The sequence below is a fragment of the Cyanobium sp. NIVA-CYA 375 genome, from assembly GCF_056108345.1.
In genome coordinates this window covers 1-25,609 of the sequence record NZ_JBSYHW010000038.1, presented here as the reverse complement: position 1 = coordinate 25,609, position 25,609 = coordinate 1, and the positions used below count along the sequence as shown (strand labels likewise).

Here is a 25,609-nt window from a genome sequence, read left to right as displayed (position 1 = left end):
AAAAAATTTTTTTGCGCTGGCGTCCGTATTCACCTTGTCACTAGCCGGCAATAAGGGGTTATGACGAGCTTGAACCAATGCCTTAGCAACAAGGTCTCGCAAAGCCTTGCGCTCATCAAGCAATTGGCGAATATCCTGAGCCACTGTGTGCAATTTCTGGCGAAACTTCCCTTCGTAAATAGCTGGTAAATCATTAAGTATGCGCTGATGCTCTTCAAGCTGAGCTTGAGCTTGAGCAACCTGTTGCTCAAGCTCAGCAATAGACAGCGAATTGCTCAGCAAATCAGAAGAATCATCCTGACCTGAGCAATCATTCAAGAATTCAAGGCTCCACATTTCAAAATTACTGAGCTACTGGAGCTCCCATGAACTGACGGGCTTCGGCAGCTGAAGGTTGATATCCATATCCAAACTGACCACCTTCGGCATCATTGACAATCCGAGGTGTAACCATAATAACAAGTTCAGACTTCTTCCGATTTGTCCCTGAAGACCTAAAAAACTGACCAACCAAAGGAATATCCCCTAAAATAGGCCATTTAGAAACCGTAGCCTGCACATCATCGCTGATCACACCCGTCAAAAGGAGAGTTTGACCGTCCCTTACGCGAAGACTGCCAGTGTCCAATCGACGCCGATTGACTACTCGTATTGACCCGCAGCTTCCAACACTAAGTGGCACACCAGTAACAGCAGATATCTCTGGTGACAATGAAAAAGAAACAAATCCATTGTCATCGATTCGATTAATCCTGGCACCAAAGGTTAATCCAGCATTCGAGAATACTGGGATGCAAGTTGGCGGAGCCCCAGTAGCATTGGGTTGGGTGGTGAAACTTGTTACAACCTGCTCACCAACAGTTACAAACGATTCATTGGCGTACAAACGTCCAATCGGCCCAGAGAAACCCGAAGTAAGTACGAATTTAAAATCATCATTAACCGACGTATCTTTTTGAATCTGCTCTGGATTTTCACTCAGAATTAAAGTTGGGCTTGCTAGAACTTTGGTAGAGCTTGACAAAATCACTGCTCTTAAGCTGTCGATAAAACTTTGATCTGGATATGCAGCTCCTGGATTTCGAATGCCTGGGGTAGCCGTAAGAGTTGAAGATCCAAAGGTGGCTGACAGAGCACCATTATCATTCAGAATAAAAGTGTTCCCACTTTTGAAAGCAAAGCTATTGGCGATTTGGTTATCATTATTCAGGCCAACATCAAGGATTCTCACACTAAGCGCAACTTGTCTTTGGCGCAAATCAAGTTGCCTCAAATATTGTTCGGCTACAATTACGACATTCGGATCACCAACCAAAGTTATCGTGCCGAGGCGCGTATCGGTTGTAGCTCTTAATCCGATCAACGGGCCAGTCGAAGCACCATAAGCCTCAACTGTAGTTATGGAGCTTGACTCCGTGGTTGCCGAGTTTGGGGCACCACTAGGCTGATTTTGATCACCACCCTGGGTCACAGAAGTCGTAATCGTATTAGTCTTAGTAATAGAAGCGCCTAGATTGGCCAAGTAATCAGCCGCCGCATTCGGGCCGACTTGGTTTAGTCGATATACCTTAGAAATTTGCGCACCAAAACCCTTGGCCAAAACATTGGGGCCTGCAAATATCATATTACCCTCTTTCTTGCCTTGGAGGCCTGCGGCAAGCAATGTAGAATTTAACGCCCTAGAATAACTCTCACCGCGAAACGAGATGGAAATAGTCCGCGGCACTGGGGGGGAAGGATTAGGATTGGCCCCACTCTGAGCTGCGAAGTCTTCAACAAAAACAAAACCATAACCACCAAATTGAGCTAATGCCATCAAGGCATCTTTAGCTGCTGCATTCTTTAACGTCATCGTTACGGTAGGACCACTTACATTGACGTAGCTGGGATTACGCAGGGTCATCGTGCCCACAGCCATATCCCCCAGCGGCGGCGCCACTGCCCGGGGCTGGAGCGGCGGCACATAGGTTGGTAAGGGCACCGCACCGGGCTGATTCAGGTTGAAGCGGTTGGTCTGCAGAGACGCCTGGGGTGACGTCGGGAAGGTAAGGATCAGATTGACCCCATCGGCACTCACCACCGGACGCGCCATTGAGACCCCCGGCATCGGGGTGATCGACAGGCTGTAGCTGGATCCCGAGCCATCCAAGCTGACCGATTGGAATCCCAGCTCCGGCAGGGATAGCCGTTGGGCGCCAGAACGCATTCCGGTGGGGGAGGTGGTGGTGAGCTGGCCCTGCCAGCCGTTGGCGCTAAAGGATTGCTGCAACTGGGGGCCCGGACCCGCACCCATAACCACAAACTCAACAGAATTGGCAAGTCGTCGCACCTGCAGCTGCATGGAGCCAGTTGATGCAACAGACTGGCTAGTTGGAGCGCTGCTGGCACCGCCGCCCGCCCCAATTCGAGGCGCAGCTTGAGACGTAGCCTCGACCAAGGCAATTACCGGAAGCACACCGGCCAGGGCAATCGATGCCAATCGAGACCGGAGCGGGCTTGCCAACTGCACCAAAGCTACTCTGGGCAAATCATACCGAAAATATTGCTGAAAACCAGAAATTGGAGGCAAGTTATGGCTTTTTAGGATTTGGCTTAGCCAGTTCTTCATCAATACCTTGATAGTAAGTTAGAATTAGCTTCAGCTCGGTTTTCGCTGCTACAGGTGCTGCTGCAGAAGTGGCATTGACTGCAGTAGAGCTAGCCTGAGCTGCAGCCTTGGGGGGCTCTAGCGCAGTTAAAGAAAGATCAGTCTGTTCCACAAGCAAATTCAACTTCTCAGTAGCCCGCAAAAATGCCAGCAGACTGGGATAGCTGCCCCGAGCAGTTAGCAACAACTTCTGAGCCTTCAGACCAGCGGCTTCTAAAGGAGAGGCCGGCGAAAGTGGTGCCTGTTCGCCCTTCTTCGCTGCTGCTGCAGTCACAGGAGCAAGCGCTGCCATCGGCTCATACAAATCAAGCTGAACCCCCTGGCGGCTCGCCTCACGATCCAGCTGGGCCAAAAATGTAACCAACTCGCCGCTGCCTTGGATCAGTTGCAGCACCTGGAGCTGCTTGCGTTCAGCCACGCCTTGGGTTTCTGCCGCTGTAGCGATCTGGGCCCGCAGCAGGGGGATGCGGGCCTTGATCTCCTCAAGCTGTGCCAGCCGCTCACTGTCTGCCTGCAACTTCAGCCACTGGGGAACCACACCGGCCCCCAGCACCAAAACAGCCAGCACAGCCCCCACGCCGATCGGCAGTACCAATAGCAACCGCTGCTGCAATCTGGCGGCATGGCGATCAGCCCCACCCTGAAGATTTGTCATCAGAGCAGGCCCTCCCGTTGAAGCAGATTTAGGCGGCGCACTAGGCCCTCAGCTCCGAGCTGGGTGAGAATATGTTTCTCTGCTAACGGACTGATCGGCGGCCGAAAGTTAACCAGAAGCTCAAAGCCAACCGGAGCAAGCCCCAACGCTGCAGCGTTGGCTGGTGGTGAAGACGCATTGGCCTCAGCAGCAGCCCGAGCCGCTTTGACCAGAGTGACGGCATTGGGATCAACCAATGGGGAGCGCTTCAACTGCAGCTGAAGTGCATTGATACGGGCAAAGGCCTGGGGATCTCGAGACACACCCTTGAGCCGATAGCCCTTCCCCTCTTGAGTAGCAGCGGTGAGTTGAACACCTGCCGGCACCCGCAGCTGCAGATCGCGCATCAGCGCCGATCCAGAGCGCACCGCAATCAACCCCTTGACCAAATCCGCATTTGCTTTCTGCACCCTCTTGAGTTTGTCCTGGGTAGCCGCGAGCTGGGTTTCAAACAACTGGACCTCCGCCTCCATCGTGCCGAGACGATCCACCTCAGCGCTCACCATCAGGGCACGCAGAAACACCAGCACAACCGCCCCCAGCGAGATCCCGATCAGCGCAGTACCGATCGCCACTCCCTGCACCAGCCGTTGACGCCCCTGTGCGGCGAGCTGGACGGGATCCGGCAGGTTCAGTTCCTGGCGTTTTTCACGCAGCAGATCTAATTGGGTAGTGATCGGCGTCAAAGTCACTGGACTAGCTCCAAGGTGGCCAGGCCCTGCAAGCAAAGGGAACCAAATCCAGCAAGATTAACCACCTCTACCTCCAACCCCAGCGCCTGCTCCAATGACACCTGCTCCTCCAGCGGTGCAGCGAGCAGCAACCTCACCGGCGCCTGGGGAGCTTTCAGGTTTCGATAAAAATCCAGGCTCTGTTGCAGGGCCGGAATCAAATCAACCATCGGCCCAGGCAGCAACCGCTCAAACTCGGGCACTCCCTGGTTCCAGACAATCAGATTGGTCTGCTGATCCAGCGGCTGCAACAGCGCCAACAAGCTGTCAGCGGCGGTGGCCGCCAACTCGTCGCGGAGGCCCCACATCAAGCACAGCTGCGAGGGCAGCAGGTGCTGCAGGGTACCGCCAGCAATCGCAAACACCTCCACCCAGGCGTCCACAACCGATCGCTCTGCTGCGATCACCATCGAGCTAGCGGCAAGCCCCGGCAGAGGCTGCACATCCAGATAGGCCTGCTCCAGCGAAAACGGCCAGCCCAGATCCGGATTCAGCGCGCGCAGCTCGTCGACGCAATCCCCCGGCTCTCGGCCGGCCGGCCAATCCACCACCCGCCAATGGGACGCCTGCCGGGGCAGGGAAACCACCAACTGGGCGTCCAGCACCCCGTACTCCAGCAGCAGGTCGCCCAGAAAATCCCCCACCGCATCCTTGAGTTGCGGCACCCCATCGCGGCAGGTCAGAGCCGGAATTGGCGCCGTCCAAATCTGCTCAAGGGGCTCACCCCGCTTCACTGTCTGAGCAGTAACCAACTGCTCAGACAGATCAAGCATCACCAGCTTGGGAAAGAGCTGGGCACGGAGGGGGCGCCAGGTGTTTTGGAGTCCCGCCAATACCAAAACGTAGGTCCTTTTTTAAGAAACGTACCGAACTTTCAGCGCCAGACCAGTCCTGAACCCACGGCTGCGCCGATATGGCTCAGGCCATGGCGATCCAGCTGACACGCCAAGCCTTCAAGAATTTGGGGCACCAAGGCCGGCCCGCCGTAGATCCAGCCCGTATAGAGCTGCACGAGCGAGGCGCCTGCGGTGATCCGCTCCCAGGCTGTCTCCGCCGAATCGATCCCGCCCACGCCAATCAGGGGTAGGGCCGGGCCCGCCGTGGCCCGCAGCCGGCGCAGCACCTCGAGGGCCCGGCCCCGTAGCGGCGCTCCGCTGAGGCCGCCGGCCTCCTCGGCCAGGGTGCGGCCCGTCTGCACCAGGCGCCGCTGCTCCAGACCAAGGCGGTGCAGGCTGGTATTCACAGCGATCACGCCGGCCAGGCCCTCCTCGTAGGCCATGCGGGCGATCGCATCAATGGCATCGTCTTCCAGATCTGGCGCGATCTTCACCAGCAGCGGCGGGCAGGCCGGCAAGCGCCGCAGCCGCTCCACTAAACGCCGCAGCAGGGTTTCCTCCTGCAGCTCCCGCAGGCCCGGCGTATTGGGCGAGCTCACATTGATCACGGCGTAGTCGGCCAGGGGGGCGAGCAGCTCCAGGGAGGAGGCGTAGTCGTCTGGGGCCAGCTCCAGGGAGGTGATCTTGGATTTGCCCAAGTTGATACCCAGCACGGCTGGGCGCTGGCCCGCTGCCGGCAGCTGCTGGCGCTCCAGGGTGCGGAGCAACACCTGGGCGCCGCCGTTGTTGAAGCCCATGCGGTTAAGCGCCGCACCCTCGGCCGCTAGCCGAAATAGCCGCGGCTTGGGATTGCCCGGCTGGCCATGCCAGGTGACCGTGCCCAGCTCGGCATAGCCAAACCCAAACAGATGCCAGATAGCCGCAGCCACACCGTTTTTGTCAAATCCGGCCGCCAGGCCCACCGGGTTAGCGAAGCGGCAGCCAAACAGGGTTTGCTCCAGCCGTGGATCGGGGCGTTGCAACTCGGCCGCCAGGCCCGCCAGGGCGCCACTCACCAAGGGCCACTGGCGCCGCAAAGAGGCCTGAGCCAGGGCCGTGAGAGTCAGCTGGCTGAGCTGCTCGGCGTCGGCGCCGTCATCCCGGCTCAGCAGCGGCCCCACCAGCCGCTCATACAAGGCCCCCGTGCTGGTGCCAACTCTGCTCGATGAGCCTGAATCCACCATCAGCCGCCGCCTACTCCCGCGCCTCCAATCCTCCCTCGTCCCGTTGCAAACGCCAGCGCCCTCCCTCCAGGGGCAGCACCTGCCAGTCGCGCCAGCGCCAGGGCCCACTGCGGCGCTCCAGTTGCTGCAGGGGCTGCTCCACCAGCTGGGCCAGCTCCACCAGGCTGAGGCCGTAGCCCTGGCCTGCGAAGCGATCGGCCAGCTCACAGCGGCTGAGCAGCTGCTGCAGGGGCGCCGGCGCCGGGTCGGCAATCTCTCGGCTAGGGGCAGAATTTTTAGCGCTGGGCACATCGGCAGGAACGTCCGCTTCGATCCGGGCGGTGGCAATCACCTCGCCGGCCGCCATGGCCGGCATCCGCCCCTTAGCAAAGGCCACAGCGATCGCATCGCAGCGGTCGTTGTCTGGGTCGCCGCTGTGACCCTTGACATGCACCAGCGACACCCCCTCGAGCCGGGCCTGGTCCAGCTGCTCCCATAGATCCCGATTGAGCACAACTCCGCCGGAGGCCGTGCGCCAGCCCTTGCGCTTCCAGCCCTGGATCCACTTACTAAAACCGTCGATCAGATAGCGGCTGTCGGTGCGGATGCTGAGCTGGGCCGGGCGGGGCAGCTCCTTGATGGCCTCCAGCAGGGCCAGGGCTGCGGTGAGCTCCATGCGGTTGTTGGTGGTGGCCCGATCGGCGCCGCCCATCTCATGCACCGAGCCATCCTCGAAGCGCAGCAAGGCTCCCCAGCCGCCTGGGCCCGGGTTGCCACTGCAGGCACCATCACAGGCCGCAGCCACCACTTTCACCGGCTTAGCCGCCACTGGACAACCTCCGAAAATTCGCTAAAGAACCCATCAGCTCGCCGCTTGCGCACCGCCATGGACCCAGCCAAACCGGGCCTGACCAGGAACCAGGCAGAACTCCGAACCTACCGTCCCTGGCGGAACGCCCTGCTGGCAGGTGCGGCCCTGGCCGCCCTCACCCCCTGGGCGAAGGCCGCAGGCCTATTCAATAGCCGGCCCCTCGATGCCAGCAGCTTCGCTGTGCTGGCACGGCCCCTGGGACGCAGCGACTGGAACCTGCTGGTGCTTGAGCAGATCAAGCCCCAACCCCGCTGCTGGAAAGAGCGCCCCGACGGCCTGATCGATCCGGCCCTCAACCGCTTCAATTTCACGGGCATTTGCAGCCGCTACCTCGACAGCAACGGCTACTCCCTGCGCGTCGGCGACCAGGATCTGGCCAGTTCCTACCGGCTGCAGCTGCGCCAGAGCGGCAACGAACTGCAACTGCAGGCCAGCACCCCCAGCGACTCCACCACCTTGGTGGTTGCCCGCGCCCAGGTGCCCCTGCGAGATCGGGATGGGTTCGTGGCCCTAAAACTCGAGCCCGGCTGGGACCTGCAACGGCGCACCTTTGGAGTGCAGGCCCTAAGTCACGTTTACTTCGCCAACGCCGCACCCCTGCCCCAGCTGCTGGCCATGGCGAGCGCTAACGCACAAACCGCCCCCTGGAATCGGGGCGCGATCACCAGCCAGCGACCGCCCGTATCCCCTCCCAGCCTGCTCGCCCAGGGGATGGGTCAGGGTCCAATCCAATTACCGGTGATCCCCTTCCGCGATTGAAGCCCGGGTGCCAGTTACCGGAGAGTCCCAGTCCACCTAGCTGCTGCCAAAGCCTGCCATTAAGTTTCTGGGGTGTGAGGAGTGGGAACGCTCTTCCGGGGTCGAAACAAGGAAAGACTCCTGGAATCGTTCCAACTAAGAGCCCTGCCTTTGGCGGGGCTTTTTTGTTGGGTATTTCCCATTAAAAAACCGGCCCTGGAAGGGGCCGGTCTGGTGGCAACGAATGACGTTGACAAGCAGGTGGTAGAGCCCCGAAGGACCCCAGCGATCACTTGATCGACACCTTGCCGCCAACCTCTTCCACAACTTTTTTGATGGTTTCAGCTTCGCCTTTGGCGATGCCTTCCTTGATAGCGCAGGGAGCGCTTTCCACCAGGGCCTTAGCTTCGCCCAGGCCGAGGCCGGTGACTTCGCGGACGGCCTTAAGAACCTTGATCTTGGATGCGGCGTCGAAGCTGTCGAGCATGACGTCGAATTCGGTCTGCTCCTCGACGGCTTCAGCAGCAGCAGCGGGAGCTGCGGCCATCATGACGCCGGCGGAAGCGGCGGCGGATACACCAAAAGCCTCTTCGATCTGCTTGACGAGCTCGGAAGCCTCAAGCAGAGAAAGAGTCTTCAGTGACTCGAGAATTTGGTCGGTTGTAGCGGACATGGTTGAGAATCAGCAACAGATCTGTTTGTGAACAGTCGGATCGGGGGAGCTCAGCTGTCGCCTTCGGCGTGCTGTTTGAGCGCCCGGGCAAGACCGGACGGAACCTCGTTGATACCCACGGCCAGCTTGGTAGCCACGGCGTTGATCGCACCTGCGATCTGGGCCATGAGCACCTCCTTGGAGGGCAGATCTCCGATGGCCTTGATGTCTTTTTCGGAGAGGAGTTTGCCTTCGAAAAGGCCACCCTTCACCTCAGACTTCTTCGTGTCCTTCTGGAAGGACTGCACGGCCTTCACCGCACCACCCACATCGCCCTTTACCAGGACGAAAGCGTTGGAGCCGGTGAGCAGAGAATCGAGATTCGCCCAGGCGGTATTTCCATCAATAGCGCGGCGCATCAAGGTGTTTTTAGTCACCTTGCACACGCCTTTGCTGGCCTGCAGACGGATCCGCAGATCAGACATCTCCTTGATGGACAGGCCCTTGAAATCAAGGACCAGCGCCATTTCGGCCTCGCCGAGTAGCCCCTTGAGCTCATCGACGATCTGTTGCTTGCTCTCCAGCGTGCGGCCCATAAGAAAGGAACGGATCAGGGGAACAAGCCGGGAACGCGGCCCGGGACGCTGACTTTTCCCAATGGGAAGGTCAACACGAGGCCGCTGTACGTTCCACAACCCGTCCGGACGAATCCTTCCTGGTGCCAAACCTGTCGCGATCACCTCGGCAGGACTTACGGACCGAAATCCACCTGCTGTCTGGGGTAGGGCGCGTGCCCTTCTGGACAAAGCCAGAGGCTCACCCTACATCACGAAACTCAAGCGTCTTGCTTGATGTCCTGCAGAGCCGAGAAGTCGACTTGCACCGAAGGGCCCATGGTGGAGGTCACATAGAGGCTCCTCCAGTAGCGGCCTTTGGCGCCGCTGGGCCTGTTGCGATCGATGGTTTCCTGCAGGGCCTTGAGGTTGTCGAGCAGATTGGCGGCAGTGAAGCTGGCCTTGCCAAAGCGCACGTGCACGATGCCGGAGCGGTCGGCGCGGAACTCAAGTTTGCCGGCCTTGAACTCGTTGATGGCGCCAGCCAGATCGGTGGTGACGGTGCCTGCCTTGGGGTTGGGCATCAGGCCGCGGGGACCGAGCACCCGGCCCAGCTTGGCCACCTTGGGCATCATGTCCGGGGTGGCGATCAGCAGGTCGAAGTTCATCTCGCCTTTGGCGATCTGATCCACCAGATCGTCGTCGCCAGCTAGGTCGGCGCCGGCAGCCTTGGCGGCGGCCACGGCTTCACCGCGGGCGATCACGGCGATGCGGATCGCCTGGCCCGTGCCATGGGGCAGGGCCACAGTGGTGCGCAGCTGCTGGTCGGTGTACTTGGGGTCGATTCCGAGGCGCACATGGGCCTCTAGGGTTTCGTCGAATTTGGCGTTGGCGTTGGTCTGAACCAGCTCAATGGCCTCTAGGGGGCTGTAGCTGCGGTCTTCGACCTTGGCACTGAGCGCAGAGAAGCGCTTGGAGATTTTCGGCATGGTGGGAATGGGGTACGGGCGATTCAGGGCGTGGCTGTTGAGCAGATGAACTGATCAAGGCTGCCTGGATCTCCCCCGGATGGAGGGGTGGAATTAATCGTTAACGGCGACGCCCATGTTGCGGGCGGTGCCTTCGATGATGCGCATGGCCGATTCAACGCTGGTGCAGTTGAGGTCGGGCAGCTTGGTCTTGGCGATCTCCTCGAGCTGGGCGCGGCTGATGGCACCCACCGAACCCTTGGCGGAGGTGGGAGCACCCTTCTCGATACCGGCTGCCTTGGAGATCAGCACGGAAGCGGGAGGGGTTTTGGTGATGAAGGTGAAACTGCGGTCTTCATAGACCGAAATCTCAACAGGAATCACATATCCAGCCTTCTCCTGCGTCCGAGCGTTGTACTCCTTGCAGAACGCCATGATATTGACGCCGTGCTGACCGAGGGCAGGGCCCACCGGCGGCGCGGGGTTGGCTTTGCCGGCCTGGAGGGCCAGCTTGATAACGGCAACGACTTTCTTGGCCATCGTCTAAGGCTACGGGGCGAATCTGCGGATCACCCCCATCGCCGGGGATGTGAACTGAAACGGCCGCCCTCCGCAGGGAGACGGCCGCGGAGCGAGGCCAAGGCCTAGCTCTGCTTGCTGATCTGGGAAAATTCGAGCTCCACCGGGGTTTCCCGGCCAAAGATCGAAAGCAGGGCCTTGAGCTTGTTGCGCTCGCCGGAAACCTCGATCACCTCGCCCTGGAAGTCCTTGAAAGGACCAGCCGTGACCAGAATCTGATCGCCTTCGGCGAGATCCACCTTGACGACTGCCTTCTTTTCAGCGGCTCGCTTAAAGATGCGGTCGACTTCCGTGCGGCTAAGCGGACGAGGCTTGATGTGGCCGCGGGCCTTGGATGCTGCGCGCCGCTCCTCTGCCCCCACGAAATTGATCACGTTGGGGGTACTGCGCACTGCCATCATGGTGTCTTCGTCGAGCACCATTCGCACCAAAACGTAGCCGGGAAACACCTTTTCCTCGGTGCTCTGGCGCGAGCCATCCTTCTTCACCTTCATCCCCGGGGTCTGGGGGATCTCGATTTCGAGGATCCGGTTGTCGACGCCCAAGGTGACGGCCCGCTGCTCCAGGGTGGCTTTCACCTTCTTCTCGCAGCTGGAGGCCACCTGCACGGCGTACCAGCGGGCCACCTGCATCTTCTCAACTGGCGTCGGCGCTTCCAGCACGTGGGGCGCAGGCGCAGTTGCTTGGGCCGCAGGCGCAGGGGCTTCGATGGGGCTGTCGGTCAGGGGCTCAGACACGGGGCTCAGGGAAGAAACGGGATCAACGGGCGGGGGATCAACTTCGGATCGGCTCAACGGAACACCTGGGTGGCCCCCCAGCCATAAAAGCGATCTATCGCAGCAATCGCTGCCGCCGAGAGACTCACCATCAAGATCACTGCCACCGATTCACTGAACAGCTGCTGACGGCTGGGCCAAACGACCTTGCGTAGTTCCGCCAGGGTGGCGGCAGCAAAACCCTCAGGCACCGCCGAGGCTGCGACAGGCGAAATGGACTGATCGGGGCTGGGTTCTGCCTCTTGGGGGTCGGTAGTTGGGGGGGTTTGGTCCACTGGCGCTCGCGCACGGGGGCGTCCGCGCGTACCGGCAAACGAACACCCTAGCCGAGGGGCACAAAGGTCAAGGGATTGCCCGGCTCAACGCGCACGCCCCGAGCGCCGCTGAAGCGCTCCGCCAACAGCTCGGTGGCCAAGGGGTTTTCCAGCTGGCGCCGCAGCACCCGCCGCAGGGGCCGGGCGCCGTATTCGGGCTCGTAGCCCTGCTCCGCCAGGGCCTGCACCACCGGCTCCGGCACCTCCAGCTCCAGGTGCTGCTCGGCCAGCAGCCGGGCCAGCTCGGCCAGCTGCAGACGCACGATGCGCTGCAGGTCCGCCGGGCCAAGGGGGCGGAAGCGGATCACCTCGTCAATGCGGTTAAGGAATTCCGGCCGAAATTGGCTGGCTAGTGCCTGGTCTATTTGCTGGTCGAGCCAGGTCTGCTGATCGAGCCAGCCCTGCTGGTCTGGCTCCACCCCCGCCTCCCGTGCCGCCCGGGCGCTGTCGAGGATGGCGCGGCTGGCCAGGTTGCTGGTCATGATCACCACCGTGTGGCGGAAGTCCACAGTGCGGCCCTGGGAATCGGTGAGGCGGCCGTCGTCGAGCACCTGCAGCAGCAGGTTGAACACCTCCGGGTGAGCCTTCTCCACCTCATCTAGCAACAGCACGGCATAGGGCCGGCGCCGCACCGCTTCGGTGAGCTGGCCGCCCTCCTCGTAGCCCACATAGCCAGGGGGTGCCCCCACCAGCCGGGCCACGGCGTTGCGCTCCATGAATTCGCTCATGTCGAGGCGCACCAGGGCGTCGTCCTCGTCGAACAGCGCCGCCGCCAGAGCCTTAGCCAGCTCGGTTTTGCCCACGCCGGTGGGGCCCAGAAATAGAAACGAACCCACCGGCCGCGTTGGCGACTGCATCCCGGCCCGGGCGCGGCGGATCGCCGCGGCCACCGCCGCCACCGCCTCGAGCTGGCCCACCACCCGCTCGCCCAGGAGTTGCTCCAGCTCCAGCAATTTCTGGCGCTCCCCCGCCAGCAGGCGCTGCACCGGAATGCCGGTCCAGCGGGCCACCACATCGGCGATGTCGCCCTCCTCCACCTGTTCGCGCAGGATCGTCTCCCCCTTCAGTTCGGCCTCCAGGGTTTCGCGACGCTGCTGCAAGCCATAGAGCTGGTCGTGCTGCAACCGGGCTGCTTCCTCATAGTCACCTTGCCGCTCGGCCTCGGTGATGGCGTGGCGCAGGTCTTCGTCTTGCTGCAACAGCTCCCGCAGCTCCGCCAGCCGCTCCCGCTCCGCCTGCCAGCGCTGCTGAAGTGCCTGCAGGGCCTCCGTGGCGCCGCGGCGCTGCTCCTGCCACTGCAGCCGCTCCTCCAGCGGCGCCGCCTCAGCCGAGAGCAGGGCCAGCTCCACCCGGCGCAGCTCGGCCTCGGCTGCTTCCACCAGCTGGGGCTTGGAGGTGACTTCCATGCGCAACTGGGCGGCAGCCTCATCGACCAGATCAATGGCCGAATCGGGCAGGCAACGATCGGTGATGTAGCGGTCGGCCAAGCGGGTTGCCGCCACCAAAGCCTGGTCGGTGATGGCCACGCCGTGGTGCAACTCGTAGCGCTCCTTAAGGCCCCGCAGAATTTCCACACTGGTGTCGAGGCCTGGCTCCTTGATCAGCACCTGCTGGAAGCGGCGGTCCAGGCCCGGATCCTTCTCGATGCTGCGGCGGTAGTCCTCGGCGGTGGTGGCGCCGATGCAGCGCAGGTAGCCCTGGGCCAGGGCTGGCTTGAGCACGCTGGCGGCGTCAGCGTTGGAGCGATCACCGCTCACAACCGTGTGCAGCTCGTCGATAAACAGCACCACCCCGGCGGCCCCAGGCACGGCATCGGCGTCGCGCACCTCCTTGAGCACGGCCCGCAGGCGCTCCTCAAACTGGCCGCGAAACTTGGCCCCAGCGATCAGGGCGCCCAAATCTAAGGCCACCAGCCGCAGACCCTGCAGCGAGTCGGGCACCTCACCGGCCACGATGCGCTGGGCCAGCAGCTCGGCCACGGCGGTTTTGCCGACGCCGGGCTCACCGATCAGCACGGGGTTGTTCTTGCTGCGGCGGGAGAGCACCTGGATCAGGCGGCGCATCTCCAGGTCGCGGCCAATCACCGGGTCGAGCTCGCCGGCCCGGGCCGCTGCGGTGAGGTCGCGGCCGTAGCGTTCCAGGGCGCTGGGCTCGGGCGGTTCCTGCTCCAGTGGGGCTGCCGCCACTGGAGCAGGAACCGGTGGGGTTGCGGGAGCTGGAGGGACTCCGCCGCTGGGGGCACCAGGCCGAAACTGGCGTTGCAGCAGGTCTTCGCTGAGACCCTCAGCAACCAGCAATGGCGCCCCGATCCGGGGATCGCGCACCAATGCCACCAGCAGGTGGGATACGTCTAAAAGAGGATCGCCCCAGGCTGCCCGGCAGCGGTCTCCAGCCTCTAGCAGATCCTCGAGGGCATCACCGATATACAGCTCAGCGCCGGCGCTGCCGGGCTGGTCGGCGCAGAAGCTCTCGAGCTGATCGAGCAGGCGATCGGGCTCAAGCGGTAGGGGATCCAGCCAGCGCCCGAAGCGCCGCTCCAGCAGCAAGGTCTGCAGCAGGTGCTCCACATCCATGGAGCCATGGCGCCAGCGGCGGGCCGTGTCCTGGGAGGCCAAGAGCAGCTCCCAGGCGTCTTCGCTGAAGCGATCTGGTTCGCTGGTGAGGCTTGGGGGCATGGGCTTGGCGGTCAGCCGCGGGAGGAGAGCTGGATCAGTTCCACCTTGTAGCCATCAGGATCTTCCACAAAGGCGATCACCGTGTTGCCGTGCTTCATCGGCCCGGGGTCGCGCACCACCTTGCCGCCCTTAGAGCGGATTGCATCGCAAACCGACTGGATGTCCTCCACCCCTAGGGCGATGTGGCCATAGCCCGCACCCAGGTCGTATTGACTGGTGTCCCAGTTATGAGTTAGCTCCAGCACGGTGCTGTCCTGCTCCTCGCCGTAACCCACAAAGGCGAGGGTGAAGCGGCCGGAGGGGTAGTCCTTGCGGCGCAGCAGCCGCATCCCCAGCACCTCCGTATAAAAGGTGAGGGAGCGCTCCAGATCGCCAACCCGGAGCATGGTGTGCAGCATGCGCATCAGCAGATCAGGCCAGGCAGCAACCTGGGCACAACGACTTCCATTGTGGCGAGCAACTCCAAGGGCGGTACCCATCGGCACAAAAGGGGCGGTGGGGGTGACCCATAGGATCTCAACAGAGAGCGCCAATGGCACGTCAACGTGATCGATTCCCTCGACCTTGTTATTGACACCGTGGTGGCACGGGAAGTTCTCGATTCCCGCGGCACGCCCACGGTGGAGGCCGAGGTGCTGCTGGAGGGCGGCGCCAGCGGCAGAGCAATTGTGCCTAGCGGTGCCAGCACCGGCGCCCACGAAGCCCATGAGCTGCGCGATGGCGGCAGCCGCTACTTCGGCAAAGGGGTCAGCCAAGCCGTCAACAACATCGAAGAGCGCATCGCCCCGACCCTTTGCGGCCTCAGCGCCCTCGACCAGATCGCCGTGGACGGCGCCATGGCCGAACTCGATGGCAGTGACAACAAATCCAGCCTTGGTGCCAACGCCGTGCTGGCCGTAAGCCTGGCCACCGCCCGGGCAGCAGCCAACGGCGTCGGCCTGCCCCTCTACCGCTATCTGGGCGGCCCGCTGGCCAACCTGCTGCCGGTGCCGCTGATGAACGTGATCAACGGCGGCGCCCACGCCTCCAACAACATGGATTTCCAGGAATTTATGTTGGTGCCCCATGGCGCCAGCAGCTTCCGCGAATCCCTGCGCATGGGGGCCGAGGTGTTCCATACGCTCAAAGGTTTGCTGAGCAGCCAGGGCCTCTCCACCGCCGTTGGCGACGAAGGCGGCTTCGCTCCCGACCTGGCTAGCAATGACGCCGCAGGCGAGCTGCTGATCCAGGCGATCGAAAAGGCCGGCTACCGCCCCGGCGACCAAATCTCCTTGGCCCTCGATGTGGCCAGCACTGAGTTTTACAAGGACGGCCGCTACAACTTCGGCGGCGGCAGCTACAGCAGCGCCGAGATGGTGGACCAGCTGGCCCAGCTGGCCAGCCGCTTCCCGATCGTTTCGATCGAAGATGGCCTCGCCGAAGACGACTGGGAGGGCTGGGCCCTGCTCACCGAGCGCCTCGGCAAAACGGTGCAGCTGGTGGGTGACGACCTGTTTGTGACCAACACCACCCGCCTACAGCGGGGCATCGATCTGGGCGTGGCCAACTCGATCCTGATCAAGGTGAACCAAATCGGCTCACTCACCGAAACCCTGCAGGCCATCGATCTAGCCGGCCGAGCCGGCTACACGAGCGTGATCAGCCACCGCTCTGGCGAAACCGAAGACACCACCATTGCCGACCTCGCCGTAGCCACCCGCGCCGGACAGATCAAGACCGGCTCCCTCAGCCGCTCCGATCGGGTGGCTAAGTACAACCAGCTACTACGCATCGAAGACGAGCTCGGTAGTCAGGCCATCTACGCCGGTGCCGAAGACCGGGGGCCCCGGGGCAAGGTGTGAGGTCAGCCCTCTCTTTGCTCAGCGAGAAGTGGGCAGTTGATCAATCCGGCCATCGCGCTTTAGCCGGCCCTGAAGTTTGAACCAGCTCAGCCCCACGGGCAGACTGGCCACAAGGGGAATGATCACCAAAACAGGCCGGGCGCTGGCCGCTAGCAGGGCAGCTGCAACGGCCAAACCTGCTAGCAGCATCGACTGCCCAGCAGCCTGCTGGGCCAGGGCCAGGCGCCGCAGCAGGCGATCAGTTTCACCGGCACGAATTTGCACCTGCAGATCACCCTGCTCGATGCGGGCCAGGCTGTCGTCTAGTCGTTTGGGGATACCGAGGGCGCGGCTGCCCACCTCAGCAGCCTGGCGCGAAATTTCGTTGAACAGATCGTTGGCACTACCGCCGCCGCTTGAAGTCATCAGTGGAAGTAAGTAGGGGCGGGCAATCGCTATCAAGCTAAAGCCGCTATCGAGGCTGCGGCCGACCCCCTCGAAGGTGGAGAGGGCACGCATCACAAAGATCAGTTCCGGGGGCAACCTAAAGGGCTGGCCGTAAACGAGGTCATATAGATCGCCCGACAGCCGCTCCAGCACATCGGCAGAGAATGGTGGCGTCAGCGCCTCGTCCAGCATCACCCGCACCAGGCGGCGCACCGGACCTAGATCGACGCCGGGGGCAATCACGCCAGCCTGCTGCAGCTCTATCACTAGGCCGGCCGCATCTCGGCCAGCTGCTGCCCGCACCATGCTGCCCAACCGGCCCCGCAGGCGGCTGGAGAGCTGGCCCATCATGCCGAAGTCGTAGTAGATGAGCGCCCCATCGGCGGCAACGGCCAGGTTGCCGGGGTGGGGATCGGCGTGGAAAAAACCGAAGCGCACTAGCTGCTGCAGGTAGCTGGCGGCGCCCTTTTCAGCAACGGCGGCGGGCACGATTCCAGCTTCTAGCAAGGCCTGGCGATCGGTGATCTTGATGCCGGGCACGTAGTCGAGGCAGAGCACCCGGCGGGTACTCAATTCCCAGACCACGGCCGGAATGCGGATGCCGGGATCGTCGAGAAACTGCTGGCGGAAGCGGGCCGCGTGCTCGGCCTCCAGCCGGAAGTCGAGCTCTCTGAGCAACACCCGCCGGCACTCCTGGGCAATGCCGATCCAGTCGCGGCCCCGACCCCAACGGGGATGGCGCTGCACCGCCGCCGCAACTTGTTGCATCACCTCAAGGTCGAGGCGGAAGGTGCGCTCCAGGCCAGGACGCTGCACCTTGAGCACCACCTGACGGCCGCTGCGCAGGCTGGCGCGGTGCACCTGCGCCAAGCTGGCCGAACCGAGCGGCTCGCTCTCCAGGTCAATGATCTCGGCGCAGCGCTCGCCCAACTCCTGCTCCAGCAGGTCTTGCACCACGGCAAAGGGGAAGGCGGGCACCTTGTCCTGCAGGGTGGCCAACTCCTCGACAAGGTCGGCTGGCAGCACATCGGGGCGGGCCGACAACAGCTGTCCCAGCTTGATGAAGGCTGAGCCAAGCCCCAAGAACTCCTTAGTGAGCCAGCGGGCCCGGCGGCGCTGGCGGCGCTGCTGCCGCTCAGGGGTGACGCCGCCCAAATAACTCCAGGCCTGACCATCCCACCACAGGCCCAGCAGCAGGGCCAGGGCCAACCACCAAATGCGCAGCGGCCGCAACAGGATCACGAAGCCTGGTCCAATCGACGGGCCATGGCAGCCACCTGGGCGCGCAGGGCATCGATCTGATCCTGGACATCAACAGACGGCGCCGTGATAGCTACCTCCGGCTCATCGTCCCTTTCGATCCGGGCAGCCTCTGCTTCCACCTCGTCCCAGAAAAGCTGAAACTCCTGCCGCAGCCGCTCCGGCGCGCCCTGGGCAAACAATGCCAGGTTGGCGGCGACATCAATAAGGCCACTGCCCACACGGGCCCCCAGGCGCTGAAGGGCAGCTTGCAATAGCGATTGCGGCGCACTCATTGGGGCCCAGCAGCAGGTGTGGACTGTGGCAGATCAGCGCCAGGCAGATCCGGAGGCTCGAGCGGCAAAGGGTCAGCGTCGCCGCGAATCTCTTGGTCCTCAGCGCCAAACCGCAGCCGCAGGCTTTCCAGCGAAGTGCCCGGGAAGGGCCGCACCTCAAAGCGCTGATCCAGGCGCACCTGGGGAATCAACTGGAGGGACAGCAGTCGCTGAGTAAATCCATAGCCAATACCAAAGCAAACACCAACTAACAGTGGAACCTGCCAGCCCGGACGGGAATGGGACGGCGGAGTTGCTGGAGCCAAAGCGGCTGGAGCCATAGCTGCCAAATCTAGGAGGAGGGGCTTTGCTGGGAGAGTTCTTCCCTAAAAGCAAATGGCCCTGATTCCACGCTGGCGCTTCATGAGTGACGAAGCCAAAGCCATGACCAAGCGCACCGCAGTTTCGCTACTGGTGGTTTTGCTAGTGGCGGTTGTGTTCCGGGCGCTGCTGCCTTGGGCACTGCTTGGCCTGGTTGTTTGGTGGATTTGGAAAGCGATTAGCAAATAAAAGCCAATAAAAAAGCGGACCCGTCCAGGACCGCTCGATGACCAAATCCAAGAATATCACAATTCGTAACGACAGGCGCAGCCCTCTGTCAGACGGCCTGCTGATCCTTCGCCCAGGCTCGCTCAAGGGAGCTCCTGAACTGCTCGGTGCTGGACGGGGCGCCAATTAGGTGCCTGCGGAACAGGCTGGTCAAGCGCCAAAACTTGATCCCTGCCGCGATGGCAAAAACCGCCCAGGGCACAAGCATCCAAAGGGGGTTGCTCATCGCTGCTGCTCTCCTTGACCAAGGCCTTTAGTCACTGTAGGAATTCCCACTTAGGTCGTGTAATCGGCGTTAATGCGGACATATTGAGCCGAAAGGTCGCAGCCCCAGGCCACACCTGTGCCGGGGCCATCGCCCACCACCAGGCGAATTATTACTGTGTCGCTCTGCAGATAGGTGCTGGCGGCGGCGCGATCGAAGGCCAGGGGCTGGCCAGCGGCCATCAGCTGGTGCTCGCCCAGCCACAGGGCCACCGCCTCGGGATCGAATGGCACGCCGGCCCGGCCGGCGGCGGCCACGATCCGGCCCCAGTTGGGATCGCGGCCATGGACGGCGCATTTCACCAGCGACGAGCCGCACACGGTGCGGGCAATGGCGCGAGCGCCGGCGTCATCGGCGGCTCCCTGGGCCTGCACCTCGATCAGGCAGGTGGCGCCCTCGCCATCGCGGGCGATCGCCTTGGCCAGGTGTTGCGACACCGCCGTCAGGCCGGCCTCCAGAGCTTCGAAGTGCTCGTGGCCTAGGAGCTCCCCGGCTGCAAAGGCCAGGAACGTGTCATTGGTGCTGGTGTCGCCGTCCACCGTGATCGCATTGAAGGAGCGATCCACCGCCCGCCGCACCATCGCCTGCCACGCCTCGGCAGGAACGCCCGCGTCGCAGCTGAGGTAGCCCAGCATCGTGGCCATATTCGGGTGAATCATTCCCGAGCCCTTGGCCATGCCGCCAATGCGCACGCTGCGGCCGCCCAGATCCGCCTCCAGGGCGATCTGCTTAGCCACCAGATCGGTGGTGAGGATGGCAGTGGCTGCCGCGGCGCCACCCTCGGGGCTGAGGGCCACCACCAAGGGATCAAGGCCCGCCAGCAAGGTGTCCATCGGAATAGGCACGCCGATCACACCGGTGGAGCAGATCAGCACCTCTTCTGACGCTAGGCCCAACCGATCGGCGACGGCCTTGGTGGCCCGCAAGCTATCGATCAGGCCCCGATCACCGGTGCAGGCATTGGCCTGGCCGGAATTGGTGAGCACCGCCCGGGCCTGACCGCCGGAGGCCGCCAGGCGCTCGGCGCAGAGGTCCACGCAGGCGGCCCGCACCACCGAGGTGGTGAAGGTGCCGGCGCCCACGGCGCCCTCGGGCGCCAGCAGCAGGGAGAGGTCGGGGTTGCCGGAGGCCTTCAGGCCCGCGGTGACAGCGGCGGCCAGAAAGCCACGGGGGGCCGTGATGCCGCCAGGGATCGGGTGCCAGGGGTGGGTCACGGGCTGCAGCTGCTGCGAACCTGAGCATGGATTAGCGCCACGCCCCTTCTCAAGCCATGGTTGCTGCACGCCGCATTGGCCTCACCGGCGGCATCGCCAGCGGCAAGAGCAGCGTGGGCCGGCTACTGGCGGCGCGGGGCCTGCCGCTGCTGGATGCGGATGTGTACGCCCGCGAAGCACTGGCGCCCGGGAGCCCGGGTGCCAGTGCGGTGCTGGAGCGCTACGGGGCTGGGGTCCGGGCGCCCGGCGGGGAGATCGATCGCGCCGCCCTGGGGCGGATCGTGTTTGGCGATGGGGCCGAGCGGCTCTGGCTGGAGCAGCTAGTCCATCCGCTGGTGCGTACGCGCTTCGCAGCCGAGCTGCAGGAGCTGGGGGCGGAGCCGCTAGTGGTGCTGGTGGTGCCGCTGCTATTTGAGGCGAGCCTGGAGACCCTCTGCAGCGAGGTATGGCTGGTGGACTGCGACGAGACGCAGCAGCTGCAGCGCTTGATGGCCCGAGATGGCCTGGGCGAGGCCGATGCCCGCGCCCGGATCGCCGCCCAGTGGCCGCTGGCGCGCAAACGGGGGCTGGCCGATGTGGTGCTCAACAACCGGGGCGGTCCCGACCAGCTGGCCGCCCAAGTGGAGCAGGCGCTCAGCCGTTGAGCTTCTGAATCAGGATCTGGTTGGCGAGCTTGGGGTCGGCCTTGCCGCCGGTTTGCTTCATCAGCTGACCCACAAAGAAGCCCTGCAGTTTGTTCTTACCGCCGCGGAAGGCTGCCACCTCCTCGGGGTGGGCCGCCAGCAGCTCCTCCACAATCGCCGTAATCGCGGCAGGGTCACTGATCATGCCAAGGCCACGCTCCGCCACGATCGCCTTGGCAGAACCGCCCTGCTCAAGCAACTCGGGCAAGATCTCTTTAGCGATCTTGCCGCTGATGATGCCGCCCTCAATTAGCTGCACCAACTCAGCTAGCTGCTCGGGCTTGAGGGGCAACTCGGCGATAGCCAGCCTGTTGGCATTTACATAGGCGGCAATATCGCCAGTGACCCAGTTGGCGATGCCCTTGGCGTCGGCGCCGGCCGCTACCGCGGCCTCGAAGTATTCGGCCATCGAGCGCTCATCGGTGAGCACTCGGGCGTCGTAGATCGACAGACCCAGCTGCTCGGCGTAGCGGTGCCGCTTAGCCGCGGGCAACTCGGGCAGCTCGGCGCGCCAGCCCTCCCGCTGGGCGACACTAACCTCGATGGGGCCAAGGTCGGGATCGGGGAAGTAACGGTAGTCGCTGGCGCCCTCCTTACTACGCATGCTCTTAGTGAGCTGCTTGGACTCGTCCCAAAGGCGGGTTTCCTGCCGCACCGGCTCACCGGCTTCATAGGCCTTGATTTGGCGCTGAATCTCGTAATCAATCGCCTTCTGAATAGCCGAGAAGGAGTTCATGTTCTTGATCTCCACCTTGGTGCCGAAGGGGGCATCGGGGCCGCGCCGCACCGAGATATTCACATCGCAACGCAAGGAACCCTCCTGCATGTTGCCGTCACTCACGCCCAGATAACGCATGATCCGGCGAATCTCCGAGGCGTATTCCGCCGCTTCGCGGCCGGTGCGCAAATCCGGTTTGCTGACAATCTCAGCTAGGGCTACTCCGGCGCGGTTGTAGTCCACCAGGGAGTGGGTGGAGCCATCTAGACGATCACTACCGGCGTGCACTAATTTGCCGGCGTCTTCTTCCATGTGAAGCCGTTCTATACCAATGCGCTTCAAATAGGTTTCTTTGCCTTTTTCGGCCACTTCCACTTCAATCCAGCCATCTTCAGCGATTGGCTCATCAAATTGGGAGATTTGATAATTCTTGGGCAGGTCGGGATAAAAATATTGCTTGCGATCAAACTTACTGTGCTCAGCAATATGCAAATTGAGGGCAAGGGCCGCCTTCACTGCATACTCGAGCACCTTTTGATTCAGCACTGGCAAGGTGCCAGGCAGGCCACACACCACCGGGTCGATATGGGTGTTGGGGGCGTCGCCGAAGGCGGTGGAGGCGCTGGTGAAAATCTTGCTGGCGGTGCCCAGCTGCACATGGGTCTCCAGGCCAATCACCGCCTCCCAAGGGGCCTGCTGGGTTTTAACTGGTGATGCTGGTACTACTGCCGCGCCTGCCATGGCCTGTATCAATGCCTGAGCCGATCCTATGGGGAAAGGAGAGGGGGGCTCGGGGGGCGGATAGGGATTTGCGCTGGTTAGCTAAGCTAAAACTAAGCCCAGAGGTTTTTACAGCCATGGCCTACCCGCCATTCCCCACCGAGCCAACACCAAGCAACCGGCCCCAGCTGGTGAATGTGCATGAGGCCAAAACCCAGCTCTCCCGCCTGCTGCTCCAGGTGGAGCTGGGCGAGGAGATTTGGATCGCCAGAGCCGGCAAGCCGGTAGCCCGCCTCAGCGCCTGGGTACCCACCCCCAGCGCCGCCCACGCACCGGGCGCCATGCGCCACGCCATTGCCATCGCCGCCAACTTCGACGCACCGCTGCGATGAAACGCCTACTGCTCGATACCCAGGTGCTGCTCTGGTGGCTAGCCGACGACCCGCGCCTGCCGGCCTGGGCCATCGCCGCCGTGCAGGCGCCGGGGGCCGAGGTGTTCGTGAGCCAGGTGAGCCTCTGGGAACTGGCCCTCAAGCAACGCCAAGGCCGGGTGCAGCTCGACCTGGCTCGCCTGGAGCAGGAGGTGACCCGTCAGCACTTCCACTGGCTACCCCTGAGCAATGAGCACCTGCTAGCCCTGGCAGAGCTCGACAGCAGATCCGCCCCCAGCGACCTGTTCGACCAGCTGCTGCTCGTGCAAAGTCGCCAGGAACCACTGTTATTACTTACCGCTGACGCTGCCCTGCGCTCCTGCGGGGACACGGTGCTGGGGCTGGAGCCAGCGGCGCCTGCCCAGCCATGACTGCAGCCAAGGGGCCAGCCATCACGGTGCTGGGGGGCGGCCTGATGGGCCTGGCCATGGCCCACCAGCTCGCCCGCCGCGGCGAGGCAGTACGGGTGCTGAGTCGGCGCCGCAGCGAAGCCGCCGGCTTCGTAGCGGCCGGCATGTTGGCGCCCCACGCCGAGGGGCTCGCCGGCGACCTACTCGCCCTGGGGCAGGCCAGCCTGCAGCTCATCCCCTCCTGGGTGGCCCAGATCGAAGCCGACAGCGGCCTGAGCTGCGGTCTGCGGCCCTGCGGCATCGTCGTGCCCTTCGCCACCTCGGCGGAGCGGGATGCCTATGCCACCGCCGCCTTCGGCCAGCGCCTCGATCGCCGCGGCCTGGAGCAAGAGATTCCCGGCATCGGCGAGCGCTGGCAGGCGGGCCTGCTGTTTGAACAGGACGGTCAGATCGACAACCGCCGCCGGCTGATGCGCGCCCTGGAGCGGGCCTGCGTGGAACTGGGGGTGACCTTCCAGGAGGGCAGCCAGGTGCTGGAGCTGGTCTGCGAGCCGAGCGGCGCCCTCAGCGGGGTGCGTCTACGCAGCGCCGAAGGGGAGGAGCACCATCTCGCTGCCGAGCGGGCGGTGCTGGCCTGCGGTGCCTGGAGCTCCCAGCTACTGCCCCAGCTGCCGATCACTCCGGTGAAGGGCCAGATGCTGTCGCTGCAGGGGCCGCGGCAGGCATTGCGGCGGGTGATTTTTGGACCCGGCACCTACCTGGTGCCGCGGCAAGACGGCCTGCTGGTGGTGGGGGCCACCAGCGAAGCCGAGGCCGGCTTCAGCGAGGGCCTCACCCCCGCCGGCCAGCGCCAGCTGCAGGAGGGGGTGGCCAGCCTGCTGCCGGAGGCGAGCGCCTGGCCGCCGATGGAGCGCTGGTGGGGCTTTCGGCCCCACACCCCAGACGAAGCTCCCCTGCTGGGCACCAGCCCCATCCCCGGCCTGTGGCTGGCGACGGGTCACCACCGCAACGGCGTACTGCTGGCCGCGATCACCGCTGAATTGGTGGCGGGAGCGATCCTTGGCGACCTGGCAACCGCAGAGCAGAACCAGCTGCATAAGTTCAGCTGGCAGCGATTTGAACGGAGCTGATCAGCCCTCGACGCGCCACACCTGGTCGGCGGGGCTCCAATCGCTCAGCTCGGAGGCCTGGAACCACAGGCCGATTTCGAATTCAGCGGTTTCGGGGGCGTCGGAGCCGTGGATCACGTTGCGGCCGATGTTGACGGCCAGGTCGCCGCGGATCGTGCCGGGCTCGGCCTCGAGGGGTTTGGTGGCGCCAATGAGCTTGCGGGCGCTGGCGATGACACCATCGCCTTCCCACACCATCGCCACCACCGGGCCGGAGGTGATGAAGTCCACCAGGCCGGCGAAGAAGGGGCGCTCGCTATGCACGCCGTAGTGACTTTCAGCTAATTCGCGGCTGGGGGTGAGCTGCTTGAGGCCCACCAGCTTGAAGCCCTTGCGCTCGAAGCGGCCGAGGATCTCCCCCACCAGCCCCCGCTGAACGCCGTCGGGCTTGATGGCAATGAAGGAGCGTTCGGCGGCCATGAATTAAGTGCCAGGTGTTAGGGCCATCGTCTGTGCTGGGGGGGCCGCTTGGCAAGCACGGGGCCGCCAGCACATCGGGGGTGAGCCATTCGACGCTGCTGCACTCAGCGCGGAAGGTGCGCAGGTGGGCGCAGTTCGCCGCCTCGATCACGAAATCCACCTCCTCGCCGATGGTCGTGCGCCAGTACCCCGGTTCCGCCCGGGCGACGCGCGCGTCGCGCCACGCCAGCAGATCTTGCAGCACCGGGTTTTCGAGATGGGAACCTTGCGGTTCCGATCCGGCCAGGTGCAGCGCGATGCCGGTGTCGCCCCAGCTCGGTCTGGTTGAGGACCTGCCCCAGGCGTAGGCAGGCCGCCTGCATCAGCCGGCGGAAATCAGGCAGTGAGCTGATCGTGGCGAGGTCCTGCAGGTCGCGCCATCCTTCATCGGGCGTGTCGAGGAGCTCCTCCCACCAGCGCCTCTGGATCGCGCCTAGCGGCATCGAGCACGTCGAAGTCGTCGAGCGTGCGGTAGAGCCTTTCACCTTGAACGAGCTGTTCGACCAGGGTGCTCTTACCGATCTGCCGCGCACCCGTGACGATCACCGCCGACATCACCGCCAACCGATCGGCGAGGGCGCCGCTGACCAGACGGGGAAGAGAATTCATGCAGTGGATGAATTTCATTCACTGCTTGAATGACAAGTGGGCAGCCGATAGCTGCAGCGTCCTTGCCTGCCTGAGCTGCAACAGTCGGGAGCTCCTGATCGCCCTGGTGGAGCTGGCGCAGGAGCTGCAGGGCCCGTTGGCAAGCGAGGAGCGCAGACCACAAACTCGACCAGCACCCCGCCGCGCCCAGAGCGCCCTCCTCAGCTCCAGCAGCGTGCTGATCAGCTGCAGGCGGGTCTTGACTTGATACTTGCGGCGAATGCTTTTGCCGTACTCCTTGACGTGTGGATGGAGATCAGCAGGTGCCCGGCGATCTCCCGGTCGGTATCAGCATCAGGTTGGGTGAGCACCATCAGAACCCTCA

The 25,609-nt window shown here is 63.2% G+C and carries 31 protein-coding genes; 7 read left to right on the top strand and 24 right to left on the bottom strand.

Translation table 11 applies throughout. The features are described 5' to 3' along the window. From AC01FP_RS10580 to AC01FP_RS10550, 7 genes are all read right to left on the bottom strand, one after another. Positions 1 to 336: hypothetical protein (locus tag AC01FP_RS10580; protein ID WP_474480026.1), on the bottom strand; the 336-nt coding region annotated here is incomplete at its 3' end. A gap of 7 nt (positions 337 to 343) precedes the next feature. Then, a complete protein-coding gene (locus AC01FP_RS10575) occupies positions 344 to 2,608 on the bottom strand; it encodes a type II secretion system protein GspD (protein WP_474480037.1) in 2,265 nt (754 codons plus the stop codon). Then, entirely contained in the window at positions 2,571 to 3,065 is a 495-nt protein-coding gene (locus AC01FP_RS10570) for a hypothetical protein (protein ID WP_474480024.1), read from the bottom strand. Before AC01FP_RS10570 ends, AC01FP_RS10575 begins: the two co-directional genes overlap by 38 nt. A gap of 236 nt (positions 3,066 to 3,301) precedes the next feature. After that, a complete protein-coding gene (locus tag AC01FP_RS10565) occupies positions 3,302 to 4,033 on the bottom strand; it encodes a PilN domain-containing protein (RefSeq protein ID WP_474480022.1) in 732 nt (243 codons plus the stop codon). After that, entirely contained in the window at positions 4,030 to 4,845 is an 816-nt protein-coding gene (pilM, locus tag AC01FP_RS10560; RefSeq protein WP_474480021.1) for a type IV pilus biogenesis protein PilM, read from the bottom strand. Before pilM ends, AC01FP_RS10565 begins: the two co-directional genes overlap by 4 nt. Before the next feature lie 101 nt (positions 4,846 to 4,946). Continuing rightward, entirely contained in the window at positions 4,947 to 6,131 is a 1,185-nt protein-coding gene (locus AC01FP_RS10555; RefSeq protein ID WP_474480019.1) for a quinone-dependent dihydroorotate dehydrogenase, read from the bottom strand. A 10-nt stretch (positions 6,132 to 6,141) separates the two neighbouring features. Beyond that, the gene (locus AC01FP_RS10550) at positions 6,142 to 6,939 is read right to left on the bottom strand and encodes a ribonuclease H family protein (RefSeq protein ID WP_474480017.1); all 798 of its coding nucleotides are present in this window, start codon (positions 6,937 to 6,939) and stop codon (positions 6,142 to 6,144) included. A 57-nt stretch (positions 6,940 to 6,996) separates the two neighbouring features. Here AC01FP_RS10550 and AC01FP_RS10545 point away from each other — a divergent pair, with 57 nt between their 5' ends. Then, complete coding sequence (locus tag AC01FP_RS10545) at positions 6,997 to 7,740, top strand: DUF3747 domain-containing protein (protein ID WP_474480015.1); 744 nt, start codon at positions 6,997 to 6,999, stop codon at positions 7,738 to 7,740. 268 nt (positions 7,741 to 8,008) lie between these two features. Here the strand turns inward: AC01FP_RS10545 and rplL are convergent, their stop codons facing one another. The 8 genes from rplL to gloA all read right to left on the bottom strand — a co-directional run bounded on the left by rplL (position 8,009) and on the right by gloA (position 14,641). Further along, the gene (rplL, locus tag AC01FP_RS10540) at positions 8,009 to 8,392 is read right to left on the bottom strand and encodes a 50S ribosomal protein L7/L12 (protein ID WP_474480013.1); all 384 of its coding nucleotides are present in this window, start codon (positions 8,390 to 8,392) and stop codon (positions 8,009 to 8,011) included. A gap of 50 nt (positions 8,393 to 8,442) precedes the next feature. Next, positions 8,443 to 8,967, bottom strand: a complete 525-nt coding sequence (rplJ, locus tag AC01FP_RS10535; RefSeq protein ID WP_273330473.1) for a 50S ribosomal protein L10 — start codon at positions 8,965 to 8,967, stop codon at positions 8,443 to 8,445. Positions 8,968 to 9,206: 239 nt separating this feature from the next. After that, the gene (rplA, locus tag AC01FP_RS10530) at positions 9,207 to 9,914 is read right to left on the bottom strand and encodes a 50S ribosomal protein L1 (RefSeq protein WP_474480010.1); all 708 of its coding nucleotides are present in this window, start codon (positions 9,912 to 9,914) and stop codon (positions 9,207 to 9,209) included. A gap of 93 nt (positions 9,915 to 10,007) precedes the next feature. Beyond that, positions 10,008 to 10,433, bottom strand: a complete 426-nt coding sequence (gene rplK / locus AC01FP_RS10525; protein WP_474480009.1) for a 50S ribosomal protein L11 — start codon at positions 10,431 to 10,433, stop codon at positions 10,008 to 10,010. Between the two features lie 104 nt (positions 10,434 to 10,537). Continuing rightward, complete coding sequence (nusG, locus tag AC01FP_RS10520) at positions 10,538 to 11,134, bottom strand: transcription termination/antitermination protein NusG (RefSeq protein ID WP_474480035.1); 597 nt, start codon at positions 11,132 to 11,134, stop codon at positions 10,538 to 10,540. Positions 11,135 to 11,262: 128 nt separating this feature from the next. Next, positions 11,263 to 11,523 (bottom strand): preprotein translocase subunit SecE, encoded by a 261-nt coding sequence (secE, locus tag AC01FP_RS10515; RefSeq protein WP_474480008.1) that lies wholly within the window; start codon positions 11,521 to 11,523, stop codon positions 11,263 to 11,265. A gap of 47 nt (positions 11,524 to 11,570) precedes the next feature. Then, positions 11,571 to 14,237 (bottom strand): ATP-dependent Clp protease ATP-binding subunit, encoded by a 2,667-nt coding sequence (locus AC01FP_RS10510; protein WP_474480007.1) that lies wholly within the window; start codon positions 14,235 to 14,237, stop codon positions 11,571 to 11,573. An 11-nt stretch (positions 14,238 to 14,248) separates the two neighbouring features. Further along, positions 14,249 to 14,641 (bottom strand): lactoylglutathione lyase, encoded by a 393-nt coding sequence (gene gloA, locus AC01FP_RS10505; protein ID WP_474480033.1) that lies wholly within the window; start codon positions 14,639 to 14,641, stop codon positions 14,249 to 14,251. A gap of 141 nt (positions 14,642 to 14,782) precedes the next feature. On the opposite strand from gloA, the gene eno reads away from it, so the two are divergent. Then, positions 14,783 to 16,078 carry a phosphopyruvate hydratase gene (gene eno / locus AC01FP_RS10500; RefSeq protein ID WP_474480005.1) on the top strand — a complete coding sequence of 432 codons (1,296 nt, stop codon included), beginning with the start codon at positions 14,783 to 14,785 and terminating at the stop codon, positions 16,076 to 16,078. A gap of 18 nt (positions 16,079 to 16,096) precedes the next feature. Here eno and AC01FP_RS10495 read toward each other — a convergent pair whose 3' ends face one another. Genes AC01FP_RS10495 through AC01FP_RS10485 form a run of 3 tightly spaced genes read right to left on the bottom strand, consistent with a single transcriptional unit; the run spans position 16,097 to position 18,359 of the window. Continuing rightward, positions 16,097 to 17,743: an ABC1 kinase family protein gene (locus tag AC01FP_RS10495; RefSeq protein ID WP_474480031.1), complete on the bottom strand. Its 1,647-nt coding sequence runs from the start codon at positions 17,741 to 17,743 to the stop codon at positions 16,097 to 16,099. Next, entirely contained in the window at positions 17,743 to 18,039 is a 297-nt protein-coding gene (locus AC01FP_RS10490; RefSeq protein ID WP_474480004.1) for a hypothetical protein, read from the bottom strand. The genes AC01FP_RS10495 and AC01FP_RS10490 overlap by 1 nt, the downstream gene beginning before the upstream one ends. Further along, positions 18,036 to 18,359, bottom strand: coding sequence for a hypothetical protein (locus AC01FP_RS10485; protein ID WP_474480002.1), 324 nt, complete (start codon positions 18,357 to 18,359; stop codon positions 18,036 to 18,038). The genes AC01FP_RS10490 and AC01FP_RS10485 overlap by 4 nt, the downstream gene beginning before the upstream one ends. Before the next feature lie 55 nt (positions 18,360 to 18,414). On the opposite strand from AC01FP_RS10485, the gene AC01FP_RS10480 reads away from it, so the two are divergent. After that, positions 18,415 to 18,588 carry a hypothetical protein gene (locus AC01FP_RS10480; RefSeq protein ID WP_474480000.1) on the top strand — a complete coding sequence of 58 codons (174 nt, stop codon included), beginning with the start codon at positions 18,415 to 18,417 and terminating at the stop codon, positions 18,586 to 18,588. An 88-nt stretch (positions 18,589 to 18,676) separates the two neighbouring features. Here AC01FP_RS10480 and AC01FP_RS10475 read toward each other — a convergent pair whose 3' ends face one another. Both AC01FP_RS10475 and argJ read right to left on the bottom strand, forming a co-directional pair. Beyond that, complete coding sequence (locus AC01FP_RS10475) at positions 18,677 to 18,853, bottom strand: hypothetical protein (protein WP_474479998.1); 177 nt, start codon at positions 18,851 to 18,853, stop codon at positions 18,677 to 18,679. 50 nt (positions 18,854 to 18,903) lie between these two features. Next, positions 18,904 to 20,106, bottom strand: a complete 1,203-nt coding sequence (gene argJ, locus AC01FP_RS10470) for a bifunctional glutamate N-acetyltransferase/amino-acid acetyltransferase ArgJ (RefSeq protein WP_474479996.1) — start codon at positions 20,104 to 20,106, stop codon at positions 18,904 to 18,906. Between the two features lie 56 nt (positions 20,107 to 20,162). On the opposite strand from argJ, the gene coaE reads away from it, so the two are divergent. Then, positions 20,163 to 20,750 carry a dephospho-CoA kinase gene (gene coaE, locus AC01FP_RS10465; RefSeq protein ID WP_474479995.1) on the top strand — a complete coding sequence of 196 codons (588 nt, stop codon included), beginning with the start codon at positions 20,163 to 20,165 and terminating at the stop codon, positions 20,748 to 20,750. Here the strand turns inward: coaE and gatB are convergent. Further along, positions 20,740 to 22,248 carry an Asp-tRNA(Asn)/Glu-tRNA(Gln) amidotransferase subunit GatB gene (gatB, locus tag AC01FP_RS10460; RefSeq protein ID WP_474479994.1) on the bottom strand — a complete coding sequence of 503 codons (1,509 nt, stop codon included), beginning with the start codon at positions 22,246 to 22,248 and terminating at the stop codon, positions 20,740 to 20,742. The two genes, coaE and gatB, sit on opposite strands and share 11 nt — an antisense overlap. 116 nt (positions 22,249 to 22,364) lie before the next feature. Here gatB and AC01FP_RS10455 point away from each other — a divergent pair, with 116 nt between their 5' ends. Genes AC01FP_RS10455 through thiO form a run of 3 tightly spaced genes read left to right on the top strand, consistent with a single transcriptional unit; the run spans position 22,365 to position 24,138 of the window. Next, positions 22,365 to 22,619 (top strand): type II toxin-antitoxin system Phd/YefM family antitoxin, encoded by a 255-nt coding sequence (locus AC01FP_RS10455; RefSeq protein WP_474479993.1) that lies wholly within the window; start codon positions 22,365 to 22,367, stop codon positions 22,617 to 22,619. Continuing rightward, positions 22,616 to 23,029 (top strand): type II toxin-antitoxin system VapC family toxin, encoded by a 414-nt coding sequence (locus AC01FP_RS10450; protein WP_474479992.1) that lies wholly within the window; start codon positions 22,616 to 22,618, stop codon positions 23,027 to 23,029. The genes AC01FP_RS10455 and AC01FP_RS10450 overlap by 4 nt, the downstream gene beginning before the upstream one ends. Then, a complete protein-coding gene (thiO, locus tag AC01FP_RS10445; RefSeq protein ID WP_474479991.1) occupies positions 23,026 to 24,138 on the top strand; it encodes a glycine oxidase ThiO in 1,113 nt (370 codons plus the stop codon). Before AC01FP_RS10450 ends, thiO begins: the two co-directional genes overlap by 4 nt. Here thiO and ndk read toward each other — a convergent pair whose 3' ends face one another. The 3 genes from ndk to AC01FP_RS10430 form a co-directional block, all read right to left on the bottom strand. Further along, the gene (gene ndk / locus AC01FP_RS10440; RefSeq protein WP_474480029.1) at positions 24,139 to 24,540 is read right to left on the bottom strand and encodes a nucleoside-diphosphate kinase; all 402 of its coding nucleotides are present in this window, start codon (positions 24,538 to 24,540) and stop codon (positions 24,139 to 24,141) included. Next, positions 24,455 to 24,895, bottom strand: coding sequence for a DUF4143 domain-containing protein (locus AC01FP_RS10435; protein WP_474480028.1), 441 nt, complete (start codon positions 24,893 to 24,895; stop codon positions 24,455 to 24,457). The genes ndk and AC01FP_RS10435 overlap by 86 nt, the downstream gene beginning before the upstream one ends. A gap of 125 nt (positions 24,896 to 25,020) precedes the next feature. Continuing rightward, complete coding sequence (locus AC01FP_RS10430; protein ID WP_474479990.1) at positions 25,021 to 25,245, bottom strand: AAA family ATPase; 225 nt, start codon at positions 25,243 to 25,245, stop codon at positions 25,021 to 25,023. Positions 25,246 to 25,609: the final 364 nt, after the last annotated feature.